Source organism: Phocaeicola intestinalis (genome assembly GCF_014837065.1).
In the GTDB taxonomy this organism is placed as follows: Bacteria; Bacteroidota; Bacteroidia; order Bacteroidales; family Bacteroidaceae; genus Phocaeicola; species Phocaeicola intestinalis.
In genome coordinates, this window is the sequence record NZ_JACSPP010000078.1 from 1 (window position 1) to 13134 (window position 13134).

A 13134-nucleotide genomic window follows, 5' to 3' on the forward strand; every position below is an offset into this window, starting at 1 on the left:
AGTGGCCAAATGGGGCAGACTGTAAATCTGCTGGCTTACGCCTTCGGTGGTTCGAATCCATCTTTGCCCACTGATTTGCGGAAGTAGCTCAGTCGATAGAGCATTAGCCTTCCAAGCTGAGGGTCGCGGGTTTGAGTCCCGTCTTCCGCTCTTCTTTTCTTCTTTTGCTGTTATAGCTCAGCGGTAGAGCACTTCCTTGGTAAGGAAGAGGTCCCGGGTTCAAGTCCCGGTAACAGCTCGCGAATATGTAAAGCTGATTATTAATCAAAATAAATAAGTAAAGCTATGGCTAAAGAGAAATTTGAACGCACCAAACCCCATGTGAACATTGGTACGATTGGTCACGTAGACCACGGAAAAACAACTTTGACTGCTGCTATTACTAAGGTATTGGCAGAGAGAGGTTTCACTAAAGCTGACGAAATCAAGTCTTTCGATCAGATTGATAACGCTCCGGAAGAAAAGGAACGTGGTATTACTATCAATACTTCTCACGTAGAATATGAAACTGCAAATCGTCACTATGCACACGTAGACTGTCCGGGACACGCCGACTATGTGAAGAACATGGTAACTGGTGCTGCTCAGATGGATGGTGCGATCATCGTAGTTGCTGCAACTGATGGTCCGATGCCTCAGACTCGTGAACACATCCTGTTGGCTCGTCAGGTAAACGTTCCGCGTTTGGTTGTATTCTTGAACAAATGCGATATGGTTGATGACGAAGAAATGTTGGAACTGGTAGAAATGGAAATGCGCGAACTGCTGTCATTCTATGACTACGACGGTGACAATACTCCTATCATCCGTGGTTCTGCACTGGGTGCATTGAACGGCGTGAAGGAATGGGAAGACAAGGTTATCGAACTGATGGAAGCTGTTGACAACTGGATTCCTCTGCCTCCGCGTGATGTTGATAAACCGTTCTTGATGCCGGTTGAAGACGTATTCTCAATCACAGGTCGTGGTACTGTAGCTACCGGACGTATTGAAGCTGGTCGCGTAAAAGTAGGTGACGAAGTTGAAATCTTGGGTCTGGGTGAAGATAAGAAATCAGTTGTAACTGGTGTTGAAATGTTCCGCAAGATCTTGGATGAAGGCGAAGCTGGTGATAACGTAGGTCTGCTGCTCCGTGGTATCGACAAGAACGAAATCAAACGTGGTATGATTTTGTGTCACCCGGGCCAGGTTAAGGCTCACTCTAAGTTCAAAGCTGAGGTTTATATCCTGAAGAAAGAAGAAGGTGGCCGTCACACTCCGTTCCACAATCACTATCGTCCTCAGTTCTATCTGCGTACTATGGACTGTACAGGTGAAATTACTTTGCCGGAAGGAACAGACATGGTAATGCCGGGTGATAACGTAACTATCACTGTAGAATTGATTTACCCGGTTGCATTGAACGTAGGTTTGCGTTTCGCTATCCGTGAAGGTGGACGTACAGTAGGTGCAGGTCAGATTACTGAAATTCTTGACTAATTAAAGGAAATCATTGAATTAAGATAGATAGTTCCCGGATTCATTTTCGGGAACTATTTTTACGGGAATAGCTCAGTTGGTAGAGCATCGGTCTCCAAAACCGAGTGTCGGGAGTTCGAGTCTCTCTTCCCGTGCTAAATTTGAAAACTATGTTTAAAAAGATAACGAATTATTGTAAAGAATCTTACGACGAACTAGTCCATAAAGTATCTTGGCCTACTCGTAAAGAACTTTCTAGTAGTGCAGTAGTTGTTTTATATGCTTCCCTGCTTATTGCACTCGTTGTTTTTCTTATGGATTCTGCCTTCCAGTTCATTATGGAAGATGTTATCTATCCGCACTAATTAACAGTTGAAGAAAATGTCTGAGGTTGAAAAGAAATGGTACGTACTTCGTGCCGTGAGTGGTAAGGAAACCAAGGTGAAAGAGTATATCGAAGCAGAAATGCGGAATACGAACCTTGGCGAATACGTATCTCAGGTATTGATTCCTACGGAGAAAGTCTATCAGGTTCGCAATGGTAAGAAAATTGTGAAAGAGCGGACTTATCTTCCCGGTTATGTCTTGATAGAAGCTGCGTTGGTTGGTGAAGTGGCTCATCATTTGAGAAACATTACCAATGTAATCGGTTTCTTAGGAGGACTGGATCATCCGGTACCATTAAGACAATCGGAAGTAAATCGGATACTGGGTACGGTGGATGAACTGCAGGAGGCAAGTGAGGACACAAACATTCCTTATGTTGTAGGAGAAACAGTAAAGGTTTCTGTCGGACCGTTCAGCGGATTCAGTGGTGTCATTGAAGAAGTGAGTACGGAAAAGCGGAAATTGAAAGTGATGGTCAAAATATTCGGGCGGAAGACTCCGCTTGAGTTGGGCTTTACGGATGTGGAAAAGGAATAAGACATCTTGTTACGTGTCGTTATTCTATTCGTTAATCATTTATATTAAAAACTAAGAAAATGGCTAAAGAAGTTGCTGGACTAATCAAATTACAGATTAAAGGAGGCGCTGCAAATCCATCACCTCCCGTTGGACCTGCCTTGGGTTCGAAGGGTATCAACATTATGGAGTTTTGCAAGCAATTCAACGCCAGGACCCAGGACAAGGCAGGTAAGGTATTGCCTGTTATTATTACCTACTACACAGACAAGTCTTTTGACTTCGTAATCAAAACTCCTCCTGTGGCTATTCAGCTGCTTGAGGCTGCGAAGATTAAGAGTGGTTCTGCTGAGCCGAATCGTAAGAAAGTCGCTGAATTGACTTGGGATCAGATTCGTACAATCGCTCAGGATAAGTTGGTTGACTTGAACTGCTTTACTATTGAGGCTGCCATGACTATGGTAGCAGGAACAGCTAGAAGTATGGGTATCGCTGTAAAAGGTGACTTCCCGGGTAAATAACAAATAAACTTCAATTAATAATGGGTAAACTGACAAAAAATCAAAAGTTGGCTGCAGAAAAAATTGAAGCAGGGAAAGCATACTCACTGAAAGAAGCTTCGGAACTGGTAAAAGAAATTACTTTCGCCAAATTTGATTCTTCAGTTGATATCGACGTACGTTTAGGTGTGGATCCTCGTAAAGCTAACCAGATGGTAAGAGGTGTTGTATCTTTGCCTCATGGAACAGGTAAACAGGTTCGTGTGCTTGTATTGTGTACGCCGGATGCTGAAGCTGCTGCAAAAGAAGCTGGCGCTGACTATGTTGGTCTTGATGAATATATTGAAAAGATCAAAGGTGGATGGACAGATGTTGATGTAATTATCACAATGCCTTCTATCATGGGTAAGATCGGTGCTCTCGGTCGTGTACTTGGTCCTCGTGGATTGATGCCGAATCCGAAGAGCGGAACTGTGACTATGGATGTAGCTAAGGCTGTTAAGGAGGTTAAGCAAGGTAAGATTGACTTTAAGGTAGACAAGAGCGGTATCGTTCATACTTCTATCGGCAAGATTTCTTTCACTTCTGACCAAATCCGTGAAAATGCGAAAGAATTTATCGCTACTATCATCAAATTGAAACCGGCAGCAGCTAAGGGTACTTATATCAAGAGTATTTATCTTTCAAGTACTATGAGTAAGGGTATTAAAATCGACCCGAAATCAGTAGATGAAATACAATAAACTAAGGAGGAGTCATGAGAAAGGAAGATAAAGGCGTAATTATAGGTCAATTAGCTGATACCGTAAAGCAATATGGACATTTCTACCTGGTAGATACTACAGCTATGGATGCTGCTGCTACCAGTGATTTGCGTAGAAAGTGCTATAAGGCCGGTATTAAGATGGTTGTTGTGAAGAATTCTTTGCTTCACAAGGCTTTGCTGAGCATGGAAGATGTTGACTATTCACCGTTATTCGATTCTTTGAAGGGTACTACGGCAGTCATGTTTACTGAGGTTGCCAATGTCCCGGCAAAATTGTTGAAAGAATACAAAGACGGTGTTCCTTCATTGAAAGCTGCATATGCAGAAGAAGGTTTCTATGTAGGAGCAGAACAACTCGATGCTTTGGCAACTATCAAGAGCAAGAACGAAGTCATTGCAGATATTATTGCTTTGTTGCAATCGCCTGCGAAGAATGTTATTTCTGCTCTTCAATCAGGTGGAAACACCATTCACGGCGTTCTTCAGACGCTTGCAGAACGTCCCGAATAACAACTTTAATATTTTTCAATTAGTAACAAACAATTAAATTCATACAAAAATGGCAGATTTGAAAGCTTTTGCAGAACAATTAGTTAACTTGACAGTAAAAGAAGTTAATGAACTTGCAACTATCCTTAAAGAAGAATATGGTATTGAACCTGCTGCAGCTGCTGTAGCTGTTGCTGCTGGTCCTGCTGCTGGTGCTGCTGCTGCAGCTGAAGAAAAAACTTCATTCGATGTAGTTTTGAAGAGCGCAGGTGCTGCTAAATTGCAGGTAGTTAAAGCAGTGAAAGAAGCTTGTGGCCTGGGTCTGAAAGAAGCAAAAGACTTGGTTGACGGAGCTCCTAGCACTGTAAAAGAAGGTTTGGCTAAAGACGAAGCTGAATCATTGAAGAAAACTTTGGAAGCTGCTGGAGCTGAAGTTGAACTCAAATAATATTTGCCTGTTTAACAGGTATTTCGGTTAAGAATCCTCATAGGAGGATTCTTAACCTTTTTGCGTCTACACAGGTTTTACTCCTGAAATTAATAAATTAACTCCATACAGATGTCTTCTAATACAAATAACCAACGAATTAATTTTGCTTCAATCAAGAATCCGATGAAGTATCCGGATTTCTTGGAAGTTCAGTTGAAGTCATTTCAAGACTTTTTGCAGTTGAATACACCGCCCGAGAAACGCAAGAACGACGGCTTGTATAAAGTTTTTGCTGAAAATTTCCCCATTGCGGATACGCGTAACAATTTCGTATTAGAGTTTCTCGATTATTATATCGACCCGCCTCACTATTCGATTGATGAATGTTTGGAGCGTGGGCTGACTTATAGTGTTCCTTTGAAGGCGAAGTTGAAGCTCTATTGTACCGATCCCGATCATGAAGACTTTGACACCGTTATTCAGGATGTGTATTTAGGTCCTATTCCCTATATGACTCCTAAAGGGACTTTTGTTATCAATGGAGCTGAACGTGTGGTTGTTTCTCAGTTGCATCGTTCTCCAGGTGTGTTCTTCGGTCAAAGTATCCATGCCAACGGGACTAAACTTTATTCTGCCCGTATTATTCCATTTAAAGGTTCATGGATTGAATTTGCAACAGACATTAATAATGTCATGTATGCTTACATCGACCGTAAAAAGAAATTACCAGTTACCACGCTGTTGCGCGCTGTTGGATTTGAGAATGACAAAGACATTCTTGAAATATTTAATCTCGCCGAAGACATAAAGGTGAACAAGGCCAATCTGAAGAAAATAATCGGACGTAAGTTGGCAGCGCGTGTATTGAAGACATGGACGGAAGACTTTGTAGATGAAGACACTGGTGAAGTAGTTTCTATTGAACGTAACGAAGTCGTTATCGACCGTGAAACGATTATTGAACCTGAGCATATTGATTTGATATTGGAATCGGGTGTTCAGAATATTCTGATTCATAACGAGGAAGCGAATGCTTCTGATTATTCCATCATCTTCAATACATTGCAGAAGGACCCGAGTAATTCGGAAAAGGAAGCGGTATTGTATATTTATCGTCAGTTGCGTAATGCTGACCCTGCGGATGATGCGAGTGCACGTGAAGTAATCAATAATTTGTTCTTCTCGGAAAAGCGTTATGATTTAGGTGAAGTCGGCCGTTACCGAATCAACAAGAAGTTGAATTTGGATACGCCGATGGATGTCAAGGTTTTGACAAAACAAGATATTATCGAGATTATCAAGTATTTGATAGAATTGATTAACTCGAAAGCTGATGTGGATGATATCGACCATTTAAGTAACCGTCGTGTACGTACGGTAGGCGAACAATTGTCCAATCAGTTTGCCATCGGTTTGGCTCGTATGTCTCGTACGATTCGTGAACGTATGAATGTGCGCGATAATGAGGTGTTTACTCCGATAGACTTGATCAATGCGAAGACAATTTCGTCTGTAATCAATTCGTTCTTTGGTACGAATGCATTGTCACAGTTTATGGATCAGACCAACCCGCTGGCTGAAATTACTCATAAGCGTCGTCTGTCGGCATTAGGTCCTGGTGGTTTGTCGCGCGACCGTGCCGGATTTGAAGTGCGTGACGTACATTATACTCATTATGGTCGTTTGTGTCCTATTGAGACTCCTGAAGGACCGAATATCGGTTTGATTTCTTCTCTTTGTGTATATGCGAAGATTAACGACCTTGGATTTATTGTAACTCCGTATCGCAAGGTAGCTGATAGCAAAGTAGACCTTTCACCGGAAGGTATCGAATATTTGTCTGCCGAAGAAGAAGAAGATAAGATTATCGCACAGGGTAATGCGCCGTTGAATGATGACGGAACGTTTATCCGTGATAAGGTAAAAGCGCGTCGGGATGCAGATTATCCGGTGGTAACTCCCGATCAGGTGGAATTGATGGACGTTTCTCCACAGCAGATTGCCTCTATTGCTGCTTCGTTGATTCCTTTCTTGGAACACGATGACGCAAACCGTGCATTGATGGGATCGAACATGATGCGCCAGGCTGTGCCTTTGTTGCGTACAGAGGCTCCGATTGTAGGTACAGGTATCGAAAAGCAGCTGTGCGAAGATTCTCGTACACAGATTGCGGCTGAAGGAGATGGAGTCATTGAGTTTGTAGATGCTACTACTATTCGTGTATTATATGACCGTACCGAGGATGAAGAATTTGTAAGCTTCGAACCGGCATTGAAAGAATATCGTATTCCGAAATTCCGTAAGACCAACCAAAGCATGACTATTGACTTGCGTCCGATATGTAGCAAAGGACAGCGTGTGAAGAAAGGCGATATCTTAACGGAAGGATATTCTACGGCAAATGGCGAGTTGGCTTTAGGCAAGAACTTGCTGGTGGCTTATATGCCGTGGAAGGGATACAACTATGAGGATGCTATCGTATTGAATGAACGCATGGTGCGCGAAGATATTCTTACTTCTGTGCATGTGGATGAATATATCCTGGAAGTGCGTGAAACAAAACGAGGCATGGAGGAACTGACTTCGGATATTCCGAACGTAAGTGAGGAAGCTACTAAAGACTTGGATGAAAATGGTATCGTACGTATCGGTGCCCGTATTGAACCGGGTGATATCCTGATTGGTAAGATTACTCCGAAAGGTGAATCGGACCCGTCGCCGGAAGAAAAACTGTTGCGTGCTATTTTCGGTGATAAGGCAGGTGATGTGAAAGATGCTTCACTGAAAGCTTCTCCTTCATTGCGTGGAGTAGTCATTGACAAGAAATTGTATTCTCGTGTTATTAAGACTCGTAGTGAGAAGAATGCTGACAAGCAGATTCTTCCAAAATTGAATGAAGAGTTTGAAGAAAAGGCTGCAGCTCTGAAAGAAATTCTTATAGAGAAGCTGTTGGTATTGACAGACGAGAAAGTTTCACAGGGTGTGAAAGACTATTTGGGTACAGAAGTAATTGCCAAAGGTGCGAAGTTTACCAAGCATGATTTGGAATCTTTGGACTATACGGTTGTCCAGTTAAGCAAGTGGACGGCAGATGCTCATAAGAACGATATGATTCGCGATTTGGTAATGAATTATCTGAAGAAATATAAAGAACTTGATGCCGAGTTGAAGCGTAAGAAGTTTGCTTTGACTATCGGTGATGAACTTCCTTCGGGTATTATCCAAATGGCAAAAGTATATATTGCAAAGAAACGTAAGATTGGTGTGGGTGATAAGATGGCAGGTCGTCACGGTAACAAAGGTATTGTATCGCGTGTAGTCCGTCAGGAGGATATGCCGTTCCTTGCTGATGGTACCCCGGTAGATATCGTATTGAACCCGTTGGGTGTGCCTTCTCGTATGAATATCGGTCAGATTTTTGAAGCTGTACTGGGACGTGCCGGTAAGGAATTGGGCGTGAAATTTGCTACTCCGATTTTTGACGGTGCTACTTTGGATGATTTGGACAAATGGACAGACAAGGCAGGCTTGCCACGTTATTGCAAGACATATTTGTATGATGGTGGTACAGGAGAACAGTTCGACCAGCCTGCTACAGTCGGTGTGACATATATGTTGAAATTAGGTCACATGGTAGAAGACAAGATGCATGCGCGTTCTATCGGTCCGTACTCTTTGATTACTCAACAGCCGCTTGGTGGTAAAGCACAGTTTGGTGGTCAGCGTTTCGGAGAAATGGAGGTTTGGGCAATTGAGGCATTCGGTGCGGCTCATGTCCTTCAGGAGATTCTGACCATTAAGTCGGATGATGTAGTAGGACGTTCGAAAGCATATGAAGCAATCGTAAAAGGCGAGCCGATGCCTACTCCGGGTATCCCTGAGTCTTTGAATGTGTTGTTGCATGAGCTGAGAGGTCTTTGCTTGAGTATTACATTGGAATAATAGTTAATTTTGAAATTAAGAAAGTATGGCTTTTAGAAAAGATTCTAAGATAAAAAGTAATTTTTCCAAGATTACGATCGGATTAGCGTCACCCGAGGAAATCCTTGAAAACTCGTATGGTGAAGTGCTTAAGCCCGAAACTATCAATTACCGTACTTATAAGCCGGAACGTGACGGTTTGTTTTGCGAACGTATTTTCGGTCCGGTAAAAGACTACGAATGCCATTGCGGTAAATACAAACGTATCCGTTATAAAGGAATCGTGTGCGACCGATGCGGTGTGGAGGTGACAGAAAAGAAAGTGCGCCGTGAACGTAGCGGGCACATACAGCTGGTAGTTCCTGTAGCGCATATCTGGTATTTCCGTTCTTTGCCCAATAAGATAGGTTATTTGTTAGGTTTGCCTACCAAAAAACTGGATGCTGTAATTTATTACGAACGTTATATCGTTATTCAGCCGGGTGTAAAAGCTGAAGACGGTGTTAATCAATATGATTTGTTGTCTGAAGAAGAATATCTTGACATCATGGATACGCTTCCGAAGGACAACCAATACCTGGAAGATACCGATCCGAACAAGTTCATCGCCAAGATGGGTGCGGAAGCAATCTATGATTTGCTGATTCGTTTGGATTTGGATGCGCTTTCATACGAGTTGCGCCATAAGGCGAACAATGACTCTTCGCAACAGCGTAAGAACGAGGCATTGAAACGTCTGCAGGTAGTAGAATCTTTCCGTGCTTCACGTGGACGCAACAAGCCTGAATGGATGATTGTTCGTATTGTACCGGTTATTCCGCCTGAACTTCGTCCGTTGGTTCCGCTGGATGGTGGACGTTTCGCCACTTCCGACTTGAATGATTTGTATCGTCGTGTGATTATCCGTAACAATCGTCTGAAACGATTGATTGAAATCAAGGCTCCTGAAGTGATTTTGCGTAATGAAAAGCGTATGTTACAAGAGGCTGTCGATTCATTATTTGATAATTCACGGAAATCAAGTGCGGTGAAGACTGATTCAAACCGTCCTTTGAAATCTTTATCGGATAGTTTGAAAGGTAAGCAAGGACGTTTCCGTCAGAACTTGTTGGGTAAACGTGTCGATTATTCAGCACGTTCGGTTATTGTTGTAGGACCGGAGTTGAAAATGGGTGAATGCGGTATTCCCAAGTTGATGGCTGCCGAATTGTACAAGCCGTTTATTATCCGTAAGTTGATTGAGCGTGGTATAGTCAAGACCGTGAAATCGGCAAAGAAGATTGTCGACCGTAAGGAAGCGGTGATTTGGGATATCCTTGAGCATGTAATGAAAGGTCATCCGGTACTATTGAACCGTGCACCGACACTGCACCGTCTGGGTATTCAGGCATTCCAGCCGAAGATGATTGAAGGTAAGGCTATTCAGTTGCATCCATTGGCTTGTACGGCATTCAATGCTGACTTTGACGGTGACCAGATGGCTGTTCATTTGCCTTTAAGTAACGAAGCTGTATTGGAAGCCCAACTATTGATGCTTCAATCGCATAATATCTTGAATCCTGCCAATGGGGCGCCTATTACTGTGCCTGCACAGGATATGGTATTGGGACTCTATTATATTACTAAACTCCGTAAGGGAGCTAAAGGTGAGGGATTGATTTTCTACGGTCCGGAAGAAGCGATGATTGCTTATAATGAAGGAAAGGTGGACATTCATGCTATCATCAGTGTGGTGGCAAACGACCTTGACGAGAATGGCAACATTGTTAAGAAGATGATTAAGGAAACTTCTGTCGGCCGTGTCATTGTCAATGAGTTGGTTCCGGACGAATGCGGTTATCTGAATACCATTATTTCGAAAAAATCCTTGCGCGACATCATCAGCGATGTTATCAAGAAGGTCGGTGTGGCACGTGCCTGTGACTTCCTGGATGGCATCAAGAACCTGGGTTACCAGAAAGCATTTGAGGGAGGTTTGTCGTTTAACTTGGGCGATATCATCATTCCGAAGGAAAAAGAAGAACTTGTAAAACGCGGTAATGAAGAAATTGAACAAATCACGATGAACTATAATATGGGTTTCATTACCGATAACGAGCGTTATAATCAGGTTATCGATACATGGACTCACGTAAATAGTGATTTATCAGATATCTTGTATAAGACCATTAAGAACGATGACCAAGGTTTCAACTCTGTATTTATGATGTTGGATTCCGGTGCCCGTGGTTCTAAGGAACAGATCCGTCAGTTGTCTGGTATGCGTGGTTTGATGGCGAAGCCGCAGAAGGCAGGTGCCGAAGGCGCACAGATTATCGAAAACCCGATTCTTTCGAACTTTAAGGAAGGTCTTTCGGTGTTGGAATACTTTATTTCTACCCACGGTGCCCGTAAAGGTCTTGCCGATACAGCCTTGAAGACAGCCGATGCCGGATATTTGACCCGTCGTTTGGTTGACGTGTCACACGATGTGATTATCAATGAAGAAGACTGTGGTACCTTGCGTGGTCTGGTTTGTACGGCATTGAAGAACAACGATGAAGTTATCGCTACGCTGTACGAACGCATCTTGGGACGTGTGTCTGTACACGATGTGATTCATCCTACTACCGGAAAGCTGATTGTAGCTTCGGGCGAAGAGATTACCGAAAGCATTGCTGAGGAAATCGAAAACTCTCCGATAGAAAGCGTGGAAATCCGTTCGGTATTGACGTGCGAATCGAAGAAAGGTGTTTGTGCAAAATGTTACGGACGTAATTTGGCTACCAGCCGTATGGTACAGAAAGGTGAAGCAGTGGGTGTCATTGCAGCACAGTCTATTGGTGAACCGGGTACTCAGTTGACTTTGCGTACCTTCCATGCCGGAGGTATCGCAGGCAATATGGCAGCAAATGCAAGTATTGTAGCAAAGAATGACGCACGTCTGGAATTTGAAGAATTGCGTACTGTAGATGCAGTAGAAGAAACTGGCGAACCTGTGAAGATTGTTGTAGGTCGGTTGGCCGAAGTCCGGTTTATCGATGTTAATACAGGCATTGTCTTGTCTACCCACAATGTACCTTACGGTTCTAAGTTGTATGCTTCGGATGGCGAAGTGGTAGAAAAGGGCAAGCTGATTGCGAAGTGGGACCCGTTCAACGCTGTAATCGTAACCGAGGTTTCAGGTAAGATTGCTTTCGAGTCGGTTATCGAAAACGTGACTTATAAAGTGGAATCCGATGAAGCTACCGGTTTGCGTGAAATCATCATTACTGAATCGAAAGATAAAAACAAGATACCTTCGTTGCATATTACCGATGAGAATGGCAACGAAATCCGTACTTATAACTTGCCGGTAGGTGGTCACGTGGTTGTAGAAGACAAACAGACCGTGAAGGCAGGTGATATCTTGGTGAAGATTCCGCGTGCCGTAGGTAAGGCGGGTGATATCACCGGTGGTTTGCCTCGTGTGACTGAGTTGTTCGAAGCACGTAACCCGTCCAATCCTGCCGTAGTATCCGAAATCGACGGTGAGGTGACGATGGGTAAGATTAAACGTGGTAACCGTGAAATTATTGTGACTTCGAAGACGGGTGATGTAAAGAAGTACCTTGTTGCATTGTCTAAGCAGATTCTGGTACAGGAAAATGACTATGTACGTGCTGGTACACCGTTGTCCGATGGTGCCATTACGCCTGCCGACATCTTGGCTATCAAGGGACCTACGGCTGTACAGGAATACATCGTTAATGAAATCCAGGATGTGTACCGTCTGCAGGGTGTGAAGATTAACGACAAGCACTTTGAGATTATCGTACGCCAGATGATGCGTAAGGTACAGATTGACGAGCCGGGAGATACTCGCTTCTTGGAACAACAGGTGGTAGACCGTCTGGAGTTCAATGAAGAAAACGACCGTATCTGGGGCAAGAAAGTTGTGGTTGACGCAGGTGATTCGCAGAATCTCCAGCCGGGGCAGATTGTTACGGCACGTAAGTTGCGTGACGAGAACAGTATGCTGAAACGCCGTGACTTGAAATTGGTAGAGGTACGTGATGCTATTCCTGCGACTTCTACACAGATTCTGCAAGGTATTACCCGTGCCGCATTGCAGACTTCCAGCTTCATGTCGGCTGCATCCTTCCAGGAAACGACGAAGGTGCTCAACGAAGCGGCCATCAACGGTAAGGTAGACCGTCTGGAAGGTATGAAGGAAAATGTGATTTGCGGTCACTTGATTCCTGCAGGTACCGGACAGCGCGAGTTCGATAAGATTATTGTAGGTTCGAAAGAAGAATACGACCGTATCCTTGCCAACAAGAAAAATGTGCTCGACTATAACGAAGTAGAATAATCATTATCTCTTTGGTGTTTATCATAGAAAGCTCCCGCCCGTTAAGGGGTAGGGAGCTTTTTTGGTAGTACGCTCGGCATGAGTATTAGCTAACGGGTGCAAGTCCCCAATGAGCCCTAATAGCGGGAATCATACAGCCAAAAGCAAGGGTGTCCATCGTGAGGTGGAATCTGAAGGAAGCTGGCGGCAAACATCTGGTCTGACGAACAGAAACTTCATATAAGGAATAAAACCGTGGGTAAGGTTGCTATACAAACCAAAGCCCTATAGCTATTCGGAACGGTTGGTGTAAATGAAGCAGACATAAGATGGAAAGTTAATACCCTTATCCGAG

9 protein-coding genes and 3 tRNA genes are annotated in these 13134 nt (G+C 43.6%); all 12 read left to right on the forward strand.

Translation table 11 applies throughout. The features are described 5' to 3' along the window. Window positions 1–77 precede the first annotated feature (77 nt). A tRNA-Gly gene (locus H9625_RS15965) sits at window positions 78–150 on the forward strand. 16 nt (window positions 151–166) lie between these two features. Continuing rightward, a tRNA-Thr gene (locus H9625_RS15970) sits at window positions 167–238 on the forward strand. 47 nt (window positions 239–285) lie between these two features. Beyond that, complete coding sequence (gene tuf / locus H9625_RS15975; protein ID WP_087211339.1) at window positions 286–1479, forward strand: elongation factor Tu; 1194 nt, start codon at window positions 286–288, stop codon at window positions 1477–1479. Window positions 1480–1540: 61 nt separating this feature from the next. Next, window positions 1541–1613: transfer RNA gene (locus H9625_RS15980), tRNA-Trp, on the forward strand. Between the two features lie 15 nt (window positions 1614–1628). After that, window positions 1629–1823, forward strand: a complete 195-nt coding sequence (secE, locus tag H9625_RS15985) for a preprotein translocase subunit SecE (protein WP_022040815.1) — start codon at window positions 1629–1631, stop codon at window positions 1821–1823. A gap of 16 nt (window positions 1824–1839) precedes the next feature. After that, a complete protein-coding gene (nusG, locus tag H9625_RS15990; protein ID WP_022040816.1) occupies window positions 1840–2382 on the forward strand; it encodes a transcription termination/antitermination protein NusG in 543 nt (180 codons plus the stop codon). A 59-nt stretch (window positions 2383–2441) separates the two neighbouring features. Further along, on the forward strand, window positions 2442–2882 hold the full coding sequence (gene rplK / locus H9625_RS15995; protein ID WP_022040817.1) for a 50S ribosomal protein L11: 441 nt from the start codon (window positions 2442–2444) through the stop codon (window positions 2880–2882). Between the two features lie 20 nt (window positions 2883–2902). Further along, complete coding sequence (gene rplA / locus H9625_RS16000; protein WP_022040818.1) at window positions 2903–3604, forward strand: 50S ribosomal protein L1; 702 nt, start codon at window positions 2903–2905, stop codon at window positions 3602–3604. Between the two features lie 14 nt (window positions 3605–3618). Next, a complete protein-coding gene (gene rplJ, locus H9625_RS16005) occupies window positions 3619–4137 on the forward strand; it encodes a 50S ribosomal protein L10 (RefSeq protein ID WP_022040819.1) in 519 nt (172 codons plus the stop codon). A 49-nt stretch (window positions 4138–4186) separates the two neighbouring features. Further along, the gene (rplL, locus tag H9625_RS16010; RefSeq protein ID WP_022040820.1) at window positions 4187–4564 is read left to right on the forward strand and encodes a 50S ribosomal protein L7/L12; all 378 of its coding nucleotides are present in this window, start codon (window positions 4187–4189) and stop codon (window positions 4562–4564) included. 111 nt (window positions 4565–4675) lie between these two features. After that, the gene (gene rpoB, locus H9625_RS16015) at window positions 4676–8488 is read left to right on the forward strand and encodes a DNA-directed RNA polymerase subunit beta (RefSeq protein WP_022040821.1); all 3813 of its coding nucleotides are present in this window, start codon (window positions 4676–4678) and stop codon (window positions 8486–8488) included. Window positions 8489–8513: 25 nt separating this feature from the next. Next, the gene (gene rpoC / locus H9625_RS16020) at window positions 8514–12800 is read left to right on the forward strand and encodes a DNA-directed RNA polymerase subunit beta' (protein WP_191765299.1); all 4287 of its coding nucleotides are present in this window, start codon (window positions 8514–8516) and stop codon (window positions 12798–12800) included. Window positions 12801–13134 lie beyond the last annotated feature (334 nt).

Coding starts and splice junctions, on each gene's coding strand:
- nusG (WP_022040816.1), top strand. CDS start 1,840: ATGTCTGAGGTTGAAAAGAAATGGTACGTACTTCGTGCCGTGAGTGGT.
- tuf (WP_087211339.1), top strand. CDS start 286: ATGGCTAAAGAGAAATTTGAACGCACCAAACCCCATGTGAACATTGGT.
- rpoC (WP_191765299.1), top strand. CDS start 8,514: ATGGCTTTTAGAAAAGATTCTAAGATAAAAAGTAATTTTTCCAAGATT.
- rpoB (WP_022040821.1), top strand. CDS start 4,676: ATGTCTTCTAATACAAATAACCAACGAATTAATTTTGCTTCAATCAAG.
- rplK (WP_022040817.1), top strand. CDS start 2,442: ATGGCTAAAGAAGTTGCTGGACTAATCAAATTACAGATTAAAGGAGGC.
- rplJ (WP_022040819.1), top strand. CDS start 3,619: ATGAGAAAGGAAGATAAAGGCGTAATTATAGGTCAATTAGCTGATACC.
- rplL (WP_022040820.1), top strand. CDS start 4,187: ATGGCAGATTTGAAAGCTTTTGCAGAACAATTAGTTAACTTGACAGTA.
- secE (WP_022040815.1), top strand. CDS start 1,629: ATGTTTAAAAAGATAACGAATTATTGTAAAGAATCTTACGACGAACTA.
- rplA (WP_022040818.1), top strand. CDS start 2,903: ATGGGTAAACTGACAAAAAATCAAAAGTTGGCTGCAGAAAAAATTGAA.